The organism is Jiella avicenniae (assembly GCF_021390325.1).
Taxonomy (GTDB): Bacteria; Pseudomonadota; Alphaproteobacteria; order Rhizobiales; family Rhizobiaceae; genus Jiella; species Jiella avicenniae.
In genome coordinates this window covers 21255-37166 of the sequence record NZ_JAJUWU010000005.1, presented here as the reverse complement: position 1 = coordinate 37166, position 15912 = coordinate 21255, and the positions used below count along the sequence as shown (strand labels likewise).

The following is a 15912-nucleotide window of genomic DNA, read 5'->3' as shown; positions in this document are numbered from 1 at the left end:
CAAACCCCCGATCCGGCCGCGATTTTAGAGGCGGGCCCCACGCTCGAAGCCGCAGGGAACGGACCGTGGTCAGCTCCGCGGGCAGCCCCGCGCCTCGGCCAGCCGGCCGATGGCGATCAGCTCCGGCCGGTATTCGAAATGCATGGTGTCGTAGTGATACCACTTGCCGCCCCAGATGAAGCCGTGGCGCTCGAAGACGTCGACGATCCGTTTCGGAAACCTGTTGCGATGGCGGGGGACGTTGCCGGGCTTGCCGCCGCTCCACAGCCAGTAATCGGCAAATTCCGTATTGAGATCGATCGCCGCCCCGAAACTGTGCGCCGAAAGCCGCTTCGTCCCGGCGACCACCCGCCAGTTGAAGGTGCCGGCCGAGGGAACGAGATATTTCTTCAGCCCAGGCTCGGCGACAAGGTCCTTCGCCACCGCCCGCAGCGCGGCGTCTGCTCCGCCTCCTCGCGTGAAGGGAAGCTTCGATCCGAACCAGTCCACGGCGACGAGATCAGCCTCCGCCGCCTGCCGCGTGGCGCCGTAAAGTGCCCGGAAGACGGCGTCGTCGCGGATGCGGCCGGGATCGAAGTTGCGCTCCGGCGGCCGGCCGTCGTCGCAGGTGCCGATCGGATAGATCTGCGACAGCATGTCTTCGACGTCGGCGGCGGCGAGCTTGGCCTCGTGATCCTTCTGCCGCCCGTCGTCGACGGCAATCCGGTGGCCGTCGGCCATCACCAGAGCGCCGGGTTCGACCGCCGCCACCGCGCCCGGATAGGCGCTCTGCAGAGCCGCGAGCCGATCGAACAGCGGCACCGTCGAGGCCGCGCTTGCGGCAGGAGGAACGAGCGTCGCCGCCACCGCAACGCCGACGAAGAGGGCGGCGAAAAATCGCATCCTCCGGACGAGGCTGCAGCGGTGGGGGTTCTCAGCAGCCATTCTGCCGTTCCAGCGCCTGCAGCCGGCTGACCTCCGCGGCGTCGGAGCCGCGCGGGCTGGCACCGGTGCAGCCGGCATTCGAGAAGTAGCGCTGGGCCTTCGCCGACTTGAAGCAGTAGCCGGCGAGGTCGAAGAGGAGGTTGCGCGCGTACCAGAGCTGACCGCAGGTAGAGGCGGCGAGATCGGGCGGAATCGGATAGCCGCGATAGGTCGCGCCGGCACTTGCCGGGGGAACGTAGGCCGGTGGATTGGAGGCCGGCGGCTGATCGTAGCTCGGCGGCGCGCTGTAGTTCGGCACCATCACGGCCTGGCGGGAGTCGTCCTGCGCCTTCTGCCGTTCCGTCCCGGCTTTGGCGCGCTCTTCCTCCGCGACCTTCGCCCGTTCCGCCTCCTGGCGTTTCATGGTGAGGAATGCCGAGGCCGTATCGGCCTGCGGGCAGGCGCGGTTCTCGAGCATGAAGCGTTCGTAGGCCTCCAGCGTGTCGAGCCGCCGCGCGTCGCGATAGGCGGTTTCGCAGGCGGCGCCCTCGGCCGCCTGATCGCGCAGCGCCATGACGACGTCGCGCCCCGGACAGTCGATGTTCTCGTCGAGATAGGCCGAATAGGCCGCGACCGATCCCTCGGCCCGAGCCCGGGCGAAGTTCCGCTCGCAGCGCTCGCGATCGGCCTTCTGCGCCTCGCTCGCCCGCAGCGCCGTGACGAGGCCATCCGCCTCCGCGGCCTGCGGACATTGCGGAAAGAAGTCCCGAAACGCCTCCAGCCGCGCGGGATCGTTGTCGCGCCTCGACTTGGCGAAGGCCGCGGCACACGCCGGATCCTCCTTCTTGGTCGGGATCTCGACGGAAAACGACTGGACGCAGTTGAGCCCCGGATCGGCGCCCCCTGCCCCGCGCGCCCAGAGCCGGATCTCGGTGTCGACGCTGGCGCCGTTGTCGCGGAACGGCCGGACGAGGACGGTGATGTCGGCGCTGGAGGCGCTCTCCACCAGCTGGTCGATCTCGCGGGAAGCCGATTCCGAAAAGCCGCTGTAGCTCGTGGCGATCGACTGGAAATTGTCGGCCTTGGTGGTACGGGCGTTGGTGCGGGTCGAGATCAGTTCGGACAGGTCGGAGAGGATCGCCGTCTTCTCGACCGGGCTGAGCAACGTGTCGTCGGAGCTGACGCCGAGGATGTGGATGTGCTGCGCCCCGCCGTTCGGCACGCATTGCCGGTTGATCTGCAAGCCTTGAAGATTGGTCAGGATCTGCAGTTCCCAGAGCTCGTATTGCGGTGCGGCCAGCGCCGGCGAAGGCAACAGAAGCGAGCCGCAGAGGAAAGTGAGGAAAAGGATCCTGGCGATGAGTTCGGTCAAGGGGAAAAACCCGTCGTCTCATGACATCACCGCGTCGGAGCACAAATTTCCCGCAGCGATCCGCCCCAGCGGCACCGGCACGTTTAAGCACGAAGCCGACGCCGTGTCGACGGAATTGACGTAACGTCGCCCGAGCCACGAGCAAGCGCTTCCGGGTCACCGACGGACGCCGGCCCTTGCCGCGACGCGCGGCGAGTGCTTCTTGGCATGTCGCGATGCAAAATTATCAGACGCTCACCGCCGATTTCGCCTGGAACCTCCCGGCCCGCTACAACATCGCCGCCGCCTGCGCCGACGGCTGGGCGCGGAGCGAGCCGGACCGGATCTGCCTCGTCGAAGACCGCGGCGAGGCTCCGGCGAGGACGCTCGACTACGGCGGACTGGCCGATTCGTCCCGCAGGCTCGCCGCGGCGATGGCGGCGAAGGGCGTCGGCCGAGGCGACCGGGTGGCGATCGTCCTGCCGCAGAGCTTCCAGACGGTGATCGCCCATCTCGCCGTCTACCGGCTGGGGGCCATCGCCGTGCCGCTGGCGATGCGCTTCGGCCCCGAGGCGCTGGGCTTCCGATTGAAGGCCGCGGGCGCGAAGATGGCCGTGCTGCACCGCGAAGGGCTCGAGACCTTCGGCGCCGTCCGGGATTCGCTTCCGGCGCTCGAAAGCGTCGTCGTGGTCGAGGGCGAGGACGATCCCGGCGCTGGCTGGTTCGACTTCGAAAAGCTGATCGCCGAGCCCGGCGGTACGCTCGAAGACGCCGCGACCGTGCCGGACGATCCGGCGCTGATCATCTTCACCTCGGGGACGACCGGGCCGCCGAAGGGCGCGCTGCATGGCCATCGGGTCGTCCTCGGCCATCTGCCGGGCATACGCTTCCACCACGAGGATTACCCGCGGCCCGGCGACCGGATATGGACACCGTCCGACTGGGCGTGGGCGGGCGGTCTTCTCAACGTCCTCCTGCCGTCGCTGCAGCTCGGCGTCCCCGTGGTGTTTTCGGCCGAGCGGTTCCGGGCGGAAGAGGCCTACCGTCTGATGGCGCGGCAAGGCGTCAGGAACGCCTTCCTGCCGGCGACGGCCTTGCGCATGCTGGCCGCTGCGGGCGACGAGCCGGCGGTGAAGGATCTCGTCCTGCGCACCATCGCGTCGGCCGGCGAAAGCCTGCCGGCGGCGACCTACGAATGGGCGCGCCGGGCGCTGGCCATCACGGTCAACGAATTTTACGGGCAGACCGAGTGCAACATGGTCCTAGGTTCCGCGGCGGCGCATGGCGTCTCGCGCGCCGGGGCGATCGGCAAACCCGTACCGGGCCACCGCGTGGCGCTTCTCGGCGAGGACGGGCGGGAAGTGCCGGCGGGCACGCCCGGAACCATCGCGGTCAGGGCGCCGGACCCGGTGATGTTCCTGAACTACTGGCAGGATCCGGCAGCGACCGCGGCGAAGTTCTCCGGCGACTGGCTGATGACCGGCGATCAGGCGGTGATGGACGCGGACGGCTACGTCGCCTTCCTCGGCCGCGACGACGACATCATCACTTCGGCAGGTTACCGGATCGGCCCTGGCGAGGTGGAAAACTGCCTGCTCGCCCACGAGGCGGTGAAACTCGCCGCCGTCGTGGGAAAGCCGGACCCGCTGCGCACCGAGATCGTCAAGGCCTATGTCGTCCTCAGGGACGGGCAACCGGCATCACCGGCCCTCGCCGACGAGATCCAGGCATTCGTGCGCACGAGGCTGTCCGCCCACGAATATCCGCGCGAGATCGCCTTCGTCGACGAGATGCCGCTGACGACCAGCGGCAAGATCGTCCGCCGGATGTTTCGCGAGCGCGCCCGGGCCGAGGCGGCCGAGAGATCCGAAAGATGACCGTCCGGCGATCCGGCATGGTTAAGAAACACGGTTAACGGCCGATTAACCCTTCCCTGCGACAGTCCCGCTCAAGGTGGCCGCGGCAAGCTCGGCCGCAATTCAAGCCGCCATGGGCAGAGGACCTGAAGTCGATGAAAGTGTGGAACTGGTTCGGCGCACTCGCGTCTGTCGCGATCTGCTCGGCGAGCGGGACGGCCATCGCCGCCGATCTTTCACCGATCTACGAAATGCCGACCTATCAGAACGTGCCGGAGGTGCAGCCGGTCGAGATCGGCACCGGCTGGTACCTGCGCGGCGACGTCGGTTATCAGTTCAAGAGCGACCTCGACACCAGCTTCGATGCCAGCGTCAACGGCGCCACTGTGGCCAGCGGCACTTACGACGGCCTAGAACTCCCGGCCAGCGCCTCCTTCAGCGCCGGCATCGGCTACAAGTTCAACGAATTCCTTCGTGCCGACGCAACCTTCGGCTATTGGAGCCGCGACGTCGATGGTGCCAGCCTCGCCTCCGACGGCGTCTCCCTCGACACCGAGGCGACGGCCTACGAGCTGATGGCCAACGCCTATGTCGACCTCGGCACCTATGCCGGCTTCACGCCCTACCTCGGCGCCGGCGCGGGCGGCGTCCAGGTATCCTACGACCTGAAATGCAACTATGCCGGGATCGATTGCAGTTCCACCTACGACGAACTCGGCATCAAGGAAGGTTCCGACTGGCGTTTCGCCTATTCGCTGATGGCCGGCGTCTCCTACGACGTGTCGCAGAATCTGAAGTTCGATCTCGGCTATCGCTTCACCGACGTCGACGGCGGCGAAATGCTTTCGGTCTCAGGTGTCGACACCTCCACCGGCGACACCTTCAGCGCCAGCAGCAGCGACGACGGCTTCCAGCGTCATACGATCCAGGCGGGCATCCGCTATTCGCTCTGGTAGGCCGGGCGCCCGGGCTCGGGCGCACGGGACTTCCTTCTCTGCGGTGGACCGCCGCGGGAGCCGCAGGCCCATCATCGATCCGCGGATCGATGATGGGCCTTTTCCGGCACTACAGCATCGGCCCGAAATTCGGAGTCGATTTTCCAAAAGCACGATGCGGAGATTCAATGGCTTAGATCGTCCTTTGTGGGTCCGATTGGACGCACGGCGCTCTGTGCCCCCCGGATCGAAGCTGCACCGATCGGCCGTCGCCGCGCCACCTCTCTGCGCGGCAATCATCCTTGCTTTTGAGCGATCCCGTAAAGGCGGCTTTAAGTTGTAATCAGGCAGTATCAGTTGCGGAGGATGTCGCAACGCCATGCAGCTGGATCACGTCGACCGACTGATACTCGAACGCGGCTATCGCCTTGCCTTTCCGCAAAGCGTCGAGACCACCTATCACGCTTACCGCTCGCGCTTCCGGCGGCGCCTGTCGACCGCGATGCTCGGTCCGACACTGGTCTGCTACAACGTCTTTCTCGTCGTCGATTATGTCCTGTTGCCGGAGACCTTCCGGCTCAGCGTCGCCCTGCACTTCCTCCTCGTCTCGCCAATCATCATTCTCTCCTCGCTCTGCATGCAGAGCGATTGCGATCCCCGCACCCAGGACGTCTGCACGGCGCTCGGTCCGCTCGCGATGATCGGCCAGATCATGGTGATCTACTCGTACAGCGCCAGCGAGGCGGCGCAGCACTATCATTATCTGGCGATCTTCGTGTTGATTTACATGAACCTGTTGTTCCGGATGGAATACTGGCATGCCATCGTCGCCAGCGCCTTCGCCCTGATGGTGTATGTGGGAACGTTGATCGTCGCCGGAGCGCCTCTGCCCGTGCTGGTGATCGGCATGATGGCGTCGGCTGCGGCCGCCTATCTCTCGCTCTCGGGAAACCGCCAGATCCAGCGGGATGCGCGCCATGGCTTCCTGCGCCGCATGCAGGACAAGCTGCGCATCGAAGAGGCGAAGACGGAGGCCTCGCGCGATGCCTTGACGGGGCTGTTCAACCGCCGCCGCCTGGAAGCGGTGTTCGCGGAGCTGGCGCTGGGATCGTCATCGTCGACCATCGCCATCCTGATGATCGACGTCGATCACTTCAAGCAGTTCAACGATCAGAACGGCCATCTCGCCGGCGATCTGTGCCTGCGGGAGATCGCCGATCTCTTGGTCCGCCTCACCCGCCGGGATCGCGATCTCGTCGTTCGCTTCGGTGGCGAGGAATTTCTGGTTCTCCTGCGGTCGACGTCGCCGGACGACGCCTTGCGGATCGCCGAGCGCATCCGGATGGAGATCGAAGGCCTCGGGATGCGCCATGCGGATGGCGAGACGGCCATCACCGTCAGTATCGGCGCGATGGTCGACGACGTCCGAACCGTCTCGCCGGAAACCCTCATCGCCGCCGCGGACGCGGCGCTCTACGCCGCCAAGCAGGCCGGCCGCAACCGCGTCTGGCCGCCGCCACCGCCCGATCCCGCCGGAGACCTATCCGAAAGCCTTGAAGGCAACGAGCGTGAAGGTGTCGGACACCCCCTCCAGAACCTGAAGCCGTTCCGTAACGAAGTGGCCGATGTCGCGATCGTCTGACAGATAGAACTTGGCGATGAGATCGTAATGGCCGGAGGTCGAATAAACCTCCGAAATCTCCTCGACTTCCAGTGCGAGCGAATCCGCCACCTTGTAGGCCATGCCCGGCCGGCATTTGAACTGTACGAAAATCGTCTGCATCGTCTTTTCCCGCCGTCGCCGGTGCGCGATTGCCATGTCGGAACCGCCCATGATCGTCACGGCTTATAGGCCGGGCGTCAAGGCCGTGAAAGCGCTGCATGCGCGGCGCCTCGTCAGATCAGCCCCGCGACGCGGCGTCTGAGTTCGGGCAGGAGCTCATGCGCAAACCACGGATTGCGGCGCAGCCAGGCGTTGTTGCGCCAGGAGGGATGCGGCAGGGGCAGGACCGGCGCGAAGCGGCCACCACCGTCGAGGACCGCCCGCCAGTCGGCGACCGTCTCGGTCAGCGAACGTTTCTGGCCGGCTCGGACGTGAAAGCGCTGGGCATGCAGGCCGATCGCCAGGACCAGCTCGACCTGCGGCATCGCCGCCATCACCCGAGCATGCCACGTGGCGCGGCATTCGCGGCGCGGTGGCAGGTCGCCGCCCTTGCCGTCGTAGCCCGGAAAGCAGAACCCCATGGGCACGATGGCGATGCGGGACGAATCGTAGAAGATCTCCGGGCCGATCCCCATCCAGTCCCGCAGGCGGATGCCGGAAGGGTCGTTGAAGGGCTTCGTGGTCTTGTCGGCGAGGTTGCCCGGCGCCTGCCCGGCGACGACGATCCGCGCCGTGTGCGACAGCGCCAGGACCGGATTGGGCTCGATCGGCAACGGCGGACCGACCGGTCCGTCGCGGCAGATCCGGCAGGCCCGGATCGTCCGGTAGAGCGCCTGCGGATCCTCCGCGCCGCCGGTCGTCTTTCCGTCGGGCATGAAGTCCGCTCAGGCCCCGGCACTCGGACGGGCGGAGACCTCGTCGTACCAGCGCGCGACGTTCGAAAGCCCTTCCGGCATCGCGATCTTCGCCGGCTTCATGAAATCGACCGCGACGAGGCCGGTGATGTCGGCGACGGAAAAGCCGTCTCCCGCGGCGAAGCGGTTGGCCGCGAGATGGCCGTCGAAGAGATGCAGGAACTCCGCGGCCTTATCGCGATTCGCCTCGCCCCAGGCGGGGACCTGCGGCACCTCCCACTCGGCCATGGCCGGATGAATGTGACGGAAAGCCGCAGCGACGGATGCATAGAGCCCCAGTTCGAGCCGGCGGTTCCACATCTCGATCATGGCAATCTCGATCGGCGTCGTGCCGAACAGCGGCGGCTCGGGATGCAGTGCCTCGACATAGCGGCAGATGGCGATCGATTCGGTGATGACGGTGCCGTCGTCCAGTTCGAGCACCGGCAGCCGCTTGAAGGGATTGCGGCTGGCGATCTCGTCCGAGCGGTGCTCCAGCCTCGCCATGTCGACCGGCACGAGCGCGATCTCGACCTGCTTCTCGGCCAGGAAGATCCGCGTCCGCCGCGGATTGGGCGCGCGGCCACCATCGAACAGGCGCATCGGTTTTCCTCCCGTCTTTCGCTTCTGCGGAAAGCCTCCGCCGCCGGTTTGTTCCCGGCATTCCGGCGCAACGACGGGGCCTGCGAGAATTTCCGGTTCCTTAAGGCATTTTTTTAAGGTTGGGGAAACAGAATGGCGGTCGGACCGAAACGCGATCGAAGGCCTTTTGCCGTCAGTTCATGTCTTTTGCAGCACCGCCCACCGTCGACCATGGCTCCGCCCGCCGACCGGCCAATCGCAACGGCGATCTCGCGAAGACGCTGCGGGCCGCTCGCGAGCGTCTGGCGATGCGCGGCGAGATCGGGCCGCGTTTCACCCGCGAGCTTCTGGTCCAGCATGCGGCCGCGCTGAAGGCCGCGGCCTTCGTCCTGCCGCTGCCGGTCATGGCGACGGGATTCGGTCTGTCGGTGTTTCTCGGGCCCGTGCCGGCCGCGCTGTGGACGCTCGTCGCCCTCGGCTGTTACCTCGCTTTGGTGGCGACGGCGCGCCGCTTCGGCAGCGAGCCGATTCCGGACGAGGGGCTGGCGCGCTGGCGCGGCCTGTTCCTCACCGGCCATGCGATGACGGGCCTGTGCTGGGTCTATCTCGCCGCGCTCGATCCGGCCGGCTTCCCGGGCCGCGAATTCGGGATCTTCCAGTTCACCGTGCTGTTCGTCGTCATCGCCTCGACGGCGATGATCTCCTTCACCCTGAAGGCCGTGGTTCCGGTGACTTTCGCGCTCGCCGCGGTATTCCTCGGCCTCGGCCTCGCCGGCGAGCCCAATGCCGTCCACATCGCGATGACCGGCATCCTGATCGCCGCCGTCGCCTTCTTTTCCCTCGTCAGCGAGATCTTGCGGCGCTCGGCGCTGCGCGGCTTCGTCCACCGGGCCGAAAAGGACGAGTTGATCGCCGAGCTCGAGACCGCAAGGGTGATCTCCGACGAAGCGCGGCGGCGGGCAGAAGACGCCAACCTCGCCAAATCCCGTTTCCTCGCCACGATGAGCCACGAACTCAGAACCCCGCTCAACGCCATTCTCGGCTTTTCGGAGGTGATGAGCGGCGAGATGCTCGGTCCGCTCGGCTCCGATACCTATCGCTCATACGTTCGCGACATCCATTCCTCCGGCCAGCACCTGCTCGGGCTGATCAACGAGATCCTCGACCTGTCCCGCATCGAGGCCGGACAGTTCAACCTCAACGAGGAGGCGGTCGAGCTCGTCGCCATCGCCAAGGAGTGCCTGGGCGTCGTGCGGATCAAGGCGGAGGCGAAGGGACTGCGGGTCCGCGGCGCCTTCGAGCAGGATCTTCCGGCCCTTTGGGCCGATGAACGAGCGGTTCGCCAGATCATCCTCAATCTCCTGTCCAATGCGGTGAAGTTCACCCCGCGCGGCGGCGAGATCGTCGTCTCCGTCGGCTGGACGGCGGGAGCCGGTCAGTACGTTTCGGTGAAGGACGACGGCCCGGGCATCGCAGAGGCGGAAATTCCGATCGTCCTGTCCACCTTCGGCCAGGGCTCGGTGGCGATGAAGAGCGCCGAACAGGGAACCGGCCTCGGCCTGCCGATCGTCCAGGCGCTCGTCAGGCTCCACAATGGCGAGTTTCAGCTTCGTTCGAAGCTGCGCGAGGGCACCGAGAGCATCGCCATCTTCCCGCAATCGCGCGTTCTCGAAGTGATGCCGGCGCTCGACGATCCGCGGTGGGCCGCCGAGTGACCCGGCGCCCGGAAAGACGGCGCTCGGTTGCACCCCGGGCGGAACGCCGCCATATGGGCGGCAGTTGACCCGTTTATCCCCCAGCCGAGTTTCGATGGCGATCGAAAGCCCCTGCATCCGGATCTGCAGCATCGACCCTGCGACCGAGCTCTGCCTCGGCTGCGGGCGCACGATCGAGGAGATCGCCGGTTGGGCATCCTTCTCGCCGCAGACGCGGCGAACCATCATGGCAAGGCTCGGTGAGGCGAAGGCCGACCCGGACGGCGCGACGAACACCGGGACCGCGTCGGCGCGCGATCGAGACGCGCGATGGCAGAGGACTGTAGCGAGCGGCGATGCGTCGTGATCTGATCCTGTATTTCGTGCTGGGTGCCCTCGCCCTGACGCTGGTGCTGCTCGTGACCAACGGGGACGGCACGATCTTCGGTCTCGACGAGGGACGTTTCGCGCATGTGGCCCGGCTCGCCATTTTCGGGCTCGCGATCGGCGCCGTCGTGGTGATGTCGGCGCGGTTCCGCTTCGGGCAGATGCTGCGCAACGTCCTGATCTGGACGGCCGTCTTCGCCGTGGTGATCGGCGTCTACGCCTTCCAGCCGGAATTTCTGGCGCTGAAGAACCGGATTTCCGCAGTCCTGATGCCCGGCAGCGTGGTGCCTCTCGGCGAGGAAGGCGGACATCGCCGCTTCATGGCGACGCGAGCCGCCGACGGGCATTTCTACCTCGACGGCGCGATCGACGGCGAGCCGACGACCTTCATAGTCGATACCGGCGCTTCGGTGATCGCGATGGATGCCGCGACGGCTCGCTCGGTCGGCGTCGATCTCTCGCGGCTGAATTTTTCCAACGAGGTCATGACCGCCAACGGCATCGCCCGGGCCGCGCCGATCCGGCTCCAATCGGTCACCATCGGCGGGATCACGCGAACCAACGTCACGGCCGCAGTGACCGAAGGCCGAGGTCTCGACACCGTGCTTCTCGGCATGAGCTTCCTCGGCACGCTCACCTCCTACGACTTTCGCGGCGACCGGCTGGTGCTGACGGACTGAGCCCGGTCCGGGCCGAGCGTCAGATCAGGCTCCAGGCGAAGCGTGCCGCGACGATCAGCAGGAAGCAGCCGAAGCCGAGTTCCAGTTGCCGGCGCGACAGCCGGTGCGCCAGCGAGGCGCCGAGCGGCACGGCGAGGATCGAGGCGGGCGCGACGAGCGCGACGGCGAAGACGTTGACATAGCCGAGGCTGAAGGCGGGCAAGGCCGCCTCGCCCCAGCCGCCGGCGACGTAGGTCAGGAGCCCGGGCACGGCGATCAGCGCGCCGACGCCGGCGCTCGTCGCCACCGCCTGGTGGATCGGCCGGCCGTAGAGCGTCATGAAGGTGTTGTTGAGAACGCCGCCGCCGATCCCCATCAGCGCCGACAGGAGGCCGATCACGAAGCCGGCGACGAACCGGCCGAAGCCCCCCGGCAGATCCTCGCCGAGATGGAAGGAGAGCCGGCCGATCAGCATCTTCAGGCCGAGGAGGAAGGCGAGCGTCGCGAAGATCGCCCTCAACTCAGCCGAACTCGCCAGCGAGGCGGTGAGCGCGCCGACGACGGCGCCGAGCGGAATCGCCATCAGCCATTGCTTCAGGAGCGTCGTGTCGACGGCGCCTCGTTCCAGATGCGACGTCAGCGACCGGATCGACGTCGGCACGATGATGGCGATCGACGAGCCGACGGCGAGATGCATCGAGACGAGATGGCTGACGCCGAGGGTCTCGAAGGTCTGGTAGAGCACAGGGACGAAGATCGCCCCGCCGCCGATTCCGAACAGGCCGGCGAGAAACCCGGCCGCCGCCGCCGCGGCAAGGAGTGTCAGGACGATGGGGATGAGGCTGACGCCGTCGGGAATGGTCATTGCGACGGCCTAGCCGATCGGGGCGGCACGATGCAGCAACTTTCGTAAGGCGGCCGTCGCATTTTCCACCGACGGCGCGGGATCACGCCTGGACCGCCGCCGATTCCCGCCGCGCCGCCTTGCCGGAAAGCTTGATTTCAAAGCACGTGCCGGGCTGGTCGCGCTTCGCCAGCCTGATCTCGCCGCCATGCGCCTCGACGATTTCCGCTGCGATCGGCAGGCCGAGACCGGTCCCGCCCGCGCGGGCGGAGCCGCGAAAGGCCTTGAAGAGGTTCTCGCGGGCAACTTCGGGAAGTCCGGGGCCGCTGTCCTCGACGAACATCTGCAACTCGCCCCAGCCCCCCGGTCCGGCCATCTGCAGATCCGCGCCGATGCGGATCTGGCGCACCACGACGGAGGGATCTTCGGCGAGGCTCGACAAGGCCTCGACGGCATTGCGGCAGAGGTTGAGCATGACGCGGTGGAACTGGTCCGGATCGACCAGGACGAGCAGATCGGCCGGCACGGCGTTGACCAGCCTGATCCCCGACTTCGCGTCGAGGGCGAGGCTTTCGAAGACGTCGTCGGCGAGCGGTCTCAGGCGCACCTCGCGGCGCACCGGTTTGCTCTCCACCGCCCGACCATAGGCCAGCACCGACTGGGTGTAATGCAGCGCCCGGTCGAGGCTGCGCAGAAGCAAGGGGGCGAAGCGCTGCACCGTCGGATCCTCGACCGCCGCCAGCCGATCGGAGATCATCTGGCTGGAGGCGAGGATGTTGCGCAGATCGTGATTGATCTTGGAGACGGCGAGGCCGAGTTCGGCGAGGTGGCGCTGCTCGCGGAGGGTCTCGTTCAGCCGCCGCTGCATTTCGGCGAGTTCGCCCTCGGCGACGCCGATCTCGTCGGCCCGGCGGTTCGGCTTGATGATCCGGTCCGGATCGGTCGGGTTGGCGCCGAAGCTGACCATCGACCGGGTCATGTTGAGGATCGGCCGCACGAGGTAGCGGCTGATCGCGGTGTAGACGAGGAGCGCGGCGAAAAGCGCGATCGACAGCGACAACAGGAAGACGTTGCGGGAATAGACCAGCATCGCCCGCCGCAAGGGCTGCTCGGCCATCACCACTTCGGCCCGCAGTGCCCCGTCGCCGACCGTGCCCTGGACCCGCATCGTCCGATTGCTGCCGCCGAACAGCAGCGTATCGAACGCCCCGAGGATCGTCTCCATCGCCGACTGGTCGGACAGGGAGATCTGCACGTCCGGAATGCCGACGGTCTCGGCCCGCGCGAGAAGCCGCGAGGCATCCCGGTCGTTGATGGCGATGAGCTGGGCGTCGAGGGCCTTGAGCAGCGCCGATTCCTGGTTCGGCCCGAGCACCGAGCCGGGACCGGAGTCGACCTCTTCCGAAGCGAGACCGGCGACGGCGACGGTCTCGATCTTGGCGGTCAACCAGTCGTAGCGGAACTTGGCGATCGACGGGACGAAGATCAGCACCTCGGCCAGCATGACGGCGAGCGCAGTGATGACGAGGATGCGCGTCGACAGCCGCCGCCGCACCTTCGGCAAGGGCTGGGCACCGGATGGGCCCGCCACCGATCTCCCGGAATCGTCCAAGAATGTCCCCGCTCTCGTCCGGCCGCCCTCAGGCGGCATTCGCACTCGATCCCGGATCCCGCCCGAGCCGGACCCCGTTCGCACCGCCCGTCGGCCCCCCAGCCGAGATCAAAGCGGCGAAACCATCATCGGCCTTCAACCGAACCGGGCAAGCAAGCGCACCAGCCGACGCACGAAGGCCTTTTCGGTATAGGGGCGATAGTAGACCGTTGCGGCGCGCTTTCCAATTTCCGACAGGGTCGGATAGGGCGAAATGAAGTCGCGGAGATCGGAGACGGCCATCTTCTTGCCGACTGCCAGCGACAGCATGTTGGTCATTTCGCCGGCCGCCTGCCCGACGACGCCGGCGCCGATGATGCGCCCGCCTTTTCCCAACACCAGTTTCACCAGCCCCTCGGTCCGGCGTTCCGCCTGGGCCCGGTCGTTTTCGGCGTAGGGCCAGCGCAGCACGTCGGTCAGCGTCCCGGAAGCCTTCGCCTCGGCCTCCGTGGCCCCGACCTGGCCGAGTTCGGGATCGGTGAAGGTCACATGCGGCAAATGGTCGCGCAGCTCCCGGACGGGCAGGCGGAAAAGGATCGGGCGAAGGACGAGGCCGGCCTGATAGTTGGCGACATGGGTGAATTGCGGGCCACCGGCAATGTCGCCGACGGCATAGACGCGGCGGTTGGTGGTTCGCAGATCCGGGCGCACCTTGATGCCTTTCGCATCGTAGTCGATGCCTGCCGCCTTCAGGCCGAGCCCCTCGACGTTGGGCGCCCGACCGACGGCGACGAGGAGGTGGCTCGCCGTAATCTCCTCGCGGCCCTCGCCCGTCTCGATGGTGATTGAGGGGCCGGCATCCGCCTTCCCGACGGCGACGACCTTGGCGCCCTTGCGCAGACTCACCCCCTCATCCCGCAACCGGTCGAGGACGACGGCGGCGAGTTCCGGATCGTCGCGGCCGAGGAAGGTGCCCGCTTCCAGCACCGTCACCTTCGAGCCGAGCCGGCGATGCGCCTGTGCGAGTTCGAGACCGATCGGACCGCCGCCGATGACGACCAGATGATCGGGCCGCTCGCGGAGGTCGAAGATCGTCTCGTTGGTGAAGAAAGGCGTTTCCGCCAGCCCGTCGATCGGCGGCACGAAGGGCGAGGAGCCGGCGGCGACGACGTAGCGGCGGGCCTCGACGATCCGGCCTCCGGCCGAAACGGTCTTCTCGTCGACGAATTCGGCATTCGATTGCAGCACCGTGACGCCGAGGCCCTCGAAGCGCTCCACCGAATCGTTCGGCGCGATCGCTTCGATGACGCCGCGGACGTGATCCTTGACCGCGGCGAAATCGACTTCGGGCTCGCCGGCCGAAATGCCGAAACGCTTCGCCTCGCGGATCGCGGCGACGTGCTTGCCGGCCGCGATCAGCGCCTTGGACGGCACGCAGCCATAGTTCAGGCAGTCGCCGCCCATCTTGCCGCGCTCGATCAAGACGACCTTCACGCCGAAGGCCGCCGCCGCCGCGGCCGTCGTCAGGCCGCCGGAGCCGGCGCCGATGACGCAGAGATCCGGCTTCAGAACGGGCGCCATCGGCCACTCTCCTCTCTCATCCACCCCGCCTTTCGAAGACACGCGGATCAAGCGGTCCGCTTGCGCAGCACCGTCTTCTTCAGCACGACGCCGAGAATGGCCAGTACGGCGAGGCCGACAAGGGCGATGGTCATTTCCGGCGTCACGAGATCCTTGATCGACACGTCGTTTTCGCCGGCATTGACCAGCGCCTGATCGAGGCCGGAGCCGAGAAACGCATAGGCCATGGAGCCCGGGATGATGCCGAGAAAGGTGGTGGCGACGTAGGTTCCGAGCGTCACGTCGAAGAAGGCGGGCGCGACGTTGACGACGAAGAACGGCAGCACGGGCGTCAGCCGGAGGAGCAGAAGATAGGTGAAGGCGTCGTCGCGAAACCCTTCCGCGAACCGGGCGATGGCGCCGCCGGACTTTCTGCGCAGGACGTCGCCGAAAGCGGTGCGCGCGGCGAGGAAGAGGATGGTCGCCCCAAGGGTGGCGCCGATCACCGTCAACGTCCCGCCGACGAGCCAGCCGAAGAGGAACCCGGACGCCACCGTCACCAGCGAGGCGGCGGGAAAGGAGACGGCGACGAGCCCGGCATAGAGGAAGACGAAGCCGAGGCTGGCAAGGACGAGATTGTCACCGACGAAAGCCTTCAGCTGCTCCCGGCTGTCGAGAAAGGCCTGCAGCGAGATGTATCGATGGAGGCCGAAGGCATAGGCGAGGACCAGAACGGCGACGAGGACGAGGAGCGGCAGAAAACGCGAGAGGGTGGCGGGCGTCGCGGCCGAGCGCCCCTTTCCGGCAGGCGATGCGGCTTCGACCCCGCGATCCCGCTCGTCGGTCGACGAGGCGGTACACGGGTCGTTCGGCTTCGGCCTTGCGATCGGCATGGCAGGCTCACGTCTCCGGCTGTCGGACGCTGCTATTTCGCCCGAGCGATTGAACGGCGCCGCCCGGACGGTCCACCGGCGGTCGGCATCGACATGAGCGA

Annotated in this window: 16 protein-coding genes; 7 read left to right on the top strand and 9 right to left on the bottom strand. The window is 67.0% G+C overall.

Annotated features, from left to right (window positions below):
• Window positions 1–69: 69 nt before the first annotated feature.
• On the bottom strand, window positions 70–924 hold the full coding sequence (locus LZD57_RS06555) for a M15 family metallopeptidase (RefSeq protein ID WP_233718688.1): 855 nt from the start codon (window positions 922–924) through the stop codon (window positions 70–72).
• Complete coding sequence (locus LZD57_RS06550) at window positions 914–2275, bottom strand: YARHG domain-containing protein (RefSeq protein WP_233718686.1); 1362 nt, start codon at window positions 2273–2275, stop codon at window positions 914–916. The genes LZD57_RS06555 and LZD57_RS06550 overlap by 11 nt, the downstream gene beginning before the upstream one ends.
• Between LZD57_RS06550 and LZD57_RS06545 the strand changes: the two genes are divergently transcribed.
• From LZD57_RS06545 to LZD57_RS06530, 4 genes are all read left to right on the top strand, one after another.
• Complete coding sequence (locus tag LZD57_RS06545; RefSeq protein ID WP_233718685.1) at window positions 2262–2399, top strand: hypothetical protein; 138 nt, start codon at window positions 2262–2264, stop codon at window positions 2397–2399. The genes LZD57_RS06550 and LZD57_RS06545 overlap by 14 nt on opposite strands.
• A gap of 91 nt (window positions 2400–2490) precedes the next feature.
• Complete coding sequence (locus LZD57_RS06540; protein WP_233718684.1) at window positions 2491–4131, top strand: acetate--CoA ligase; 1641 nt, start codon at window positions 2491–2493, stop codon at window positions 4129–4131.
• Window positions 4132–4265: 134 nt separating this feature from the next.
• Window positions 4266–5066 (top strand): outer membrane protein, encoded by an 801-nt coding sequence (locus tag LZD57_RS06535; RefSeq protein WP_233718682.1) that lies wholly within the window; start codon window positions 4266–4268, stop codon window positions 5064–5066.
• A gap of 358 nt (window positions 5067–5424) precedes the next feature.
• Window positions 5425–6687: a GGDEF domain-containing protein gene (locus LZD57_RS06530; protein ID WP_233718680.1), complete on the top strand. Its 1263-nt coding sequence runs from the start codon at window positions 5425–5427 to the stop codon at window positions 6685–6687.
• Here LZD57_RS06530 and LZD57_RS06525 read toward each other — a convergent pair.
• The 3 genes from LZD57_RS06525 to LZD57_RS06515 all read right to left on the bottom strand — a co-directional run bounded on the left by LZD57_RS06525 (window position 6586) and on the right by LZD57_RS06515 (window position 8204).
• The gene (locus LZD57_RS06525; RefSeq protein WP_163464652.1) at window positions 6586–6828 is read right to left on the bottom strand and encodes an Lrp/AsnC family transcriptional regulator; all 243 of its coding nucleotides are present in this window, start codon (window positions 6826–6828) and stop codon (window positions 6586–6588) included. The genes LZD57_RS06530 and LZD57_RS06525 overlap by 102 nt on opposite strands.
• Before the next feature lie 113 nt (window positions 6829–6941).
• Entirely contained in the window at window positions 6942–7583 is a 642-nt protein-coding gene (locus LZD57_RS06520; protein WP_233718679.1) for a uracil-DNA glycosylase family protein, read from the bottom strand.
• Between the two features lie 9 nt (window positions 7584–7592).
• Window positions 7593–8204: a glutathione S-transferase gene (locus LZD57_RS06515; RefSeq protein WP_233718677.1), complete on the bottom strand. Its 612-nt coding sequence runs from the start codon at window positions 8202–8204 to the stop codon at window positions 7593–7595.
• A gap of 179 nt (window positions 8205–8383) precedes the next feature.
• On the opposite strand from LZD57_RS06515, the gene LZD57_RS06510 reads away from it, so the two are divergent.
• The 3 genes from LZD57_RS06510 (at window position 8384) to LZD57_RS06500 (ending at window position 10944) form a co-directional block, all read left to right on the top strand.
• On the top strand, window positions 8384–9898 hold the full coding sequence (locus LZD57_RS06510) for a sensor histidine kinase (protein ID WP_233718676.1): 1515 nt from the start codon (window positions 8384–8386) through the stop codon (window positions 9896–9898).
• Window positions 9899–9992: 94 nt separating this feature from the next.
• Complete coding sequence (locus LZD57_RS06505; protein ID WP_233718674.1) at window positions 9993–10244, top strand: DUF1289 domain-containing protein; 252 nt, start codon at window positions 9993–9995, stop codon at window positions 10242–10244.
• Window positions 10234–10944, top strand: a complete 711-nt coding sequence (locus LZD57_RS06500; protein ID WP_233718672.1) for a retropepsin-like aspartic protease family protein — start codon at window positions 10234–10236, stop codon at window positions 10942–10944. Before LZD57_RS06505 ends, LZD57_RS06500 begins: the two co-directional genes overlap by 11 nt.
• A 19-nt stretch (window positions 10945–10963) precedes the next feature.
• Here the strand turns inward: LZD57_RS06500 and LZD57_RS06495 are convergent, their stop codons facing one another.
• The 4 genes from LZD57_RS06495 to LZD57_RS06480 all read right to left on the bottom strand — a co-directional run bounded on the left by LZD57_RS06495 (window position 10964) and on the right by LZD57_RS06480 (window position 15811).
• Complete coding sequence (locus LZD57_RS06495; protein ID WP_233718671.1) at window positions 10964–11788, bottom strand: sulfite exporter TauE/SafE family protein; 825 nt, start codon at window positions 11786–11788, stop codon at window positions 10964–10966.
• An 82-nt stretch (window positions 11789–11870) separates the two neighbouring features.
• On the bottom strand, window positions 11871–13358 hold the full coding sequence (locus LZD57_RS06490) for an ATP-binding protein (protein ID WP_233718670.1): 1488 nt from the start codon (window positions 13356–13358) through the stop codon (window positions 11871–11873).
• Window positions 13359–13514: 156 nt separating this feature from the next.
• Window positions 13515–14939, bottom strand: coding sequence for a dihydrolipoyl dehydrogenase family protein (locus LZD57_RS06485; protein WP_233718668.1), 1425 nt, complete (start codon window positions 14937–14939; stop codon window positions 13515–13517).
• A 47-nt stretch (window positions 14940–14986) separates the two neighbouring features.
• Window positions 14987–15811, bottom strand: a complete 825-nt coding sequence (locus tag LZD57_RS06480; RefSeq protein WP_233718666.1) for a TVP38/TMEM64 family protein — start codon at window positions 15809–15811, stop codon at window positions 14987–14989.
• Between the last annotated feature and the right edge of the window lie 101 nt (window positions 15812–15912).

Bases quoted from the DNA above. Each gene is read 5' to 3' on its own strand.
- LZD57_RS06510 (WP_233718676.1), top strand. From the start codon at position 8,384: ATGTCTTTTGCAGCACCGCCCACCGTCGACCATGGCTCCGCCCGCCGA.
- LZD57_RS06530 (WP_233718680.1), top strand. From the start codon at position 5,425: ATGCAGCTGGATCACGTCGACCGACTGATACTCGAACGCGGCTATCGC.
- LZD57_RS06535 (WP_233718682.1), top strand. From the start codon at position 4,266: ATGAAAGTGTGGAACTGGTTCGGCGCACTCGCGTCTGTCGCGATCTGC.
- LZD57_RS06545 (WP_233718685.1), top strand. From the start codon at position 2,262: ATGAGTTCGGTCAAGGGGAAAAACCCGTCGTCTCATGACATCACCGCG.
- LZD57_RS06480 (WP_233718666.1), bottom strand. From the start codon at position 15,811: ATGCCGATCGCAAGGCCGAAGCCGAACGACCCGTGTACCGCCTCGTCG.
- LZD57_RS06500 (WP_233718672.1), top strand. From the start codon at position 10,234: ATGCGTCGTGATCTGATCCTGTATTTCGTGCTGGGTGCCCTCGCCCTG.
- LZD57_RS06540 (WP_233718684.1), top strand. From the start codon at position 2,491: ATGCAAAATTATCAGACGCTCACCGCCGATTTCGCCTGGAACCTCCCG.
- LZD57_RS06525 (WP_163464652.1), bottom strand. From the start codon at position 6,828: ATGCAGACGATTTTCGTACAGTTCAAATGCCGGCCGGGCATGGCCTAC.
- LZD57_RS06515 (WP_233718677.1), bottom strand. From the start codon at position 8,204: ATGCGCCTGTTCGATGGTGGCCGCGCGCCCAATCCGCGGCGGACGCGG.
- LZD57_RS06485 (WP_233718668.1), bottom strand. From the start codon at position 14,939: ATGGCGCCCGTTCTGAAGCCGGATCTCTGCGTCATCGGCGCCGGCTCC.
- LZD57_RS06505 (WP_233718674.1), top strand. From the start codon at position 9,993: ATGGCGATCGAAAGCCCCTGCATCCGGATCTGCAGCATCGACCCTGCG.
- LZD57_RS06555 (WP_233718688.1), bottom strand. From the start codon at position 924: ATGGCTGCTGAGAACCCCCACCGCTGCAGCCTCGTCCGGAGGATGCGA.
- LZD57_RS06520 (WP_233718679.1), bottom strand. From the start codon at position 7,583: ATGCCCGACGGAAAGACGACCGGCGGCGCGGAGGATCCGCAGGCGCTC.
- LZD57_RS06495 (WP_233718671.1), bottom strand. From the start codon at position 11,788: ATGACCATTCCCGACGGCGTCAGCCTCATCCCCATCGTCCTGACACTC.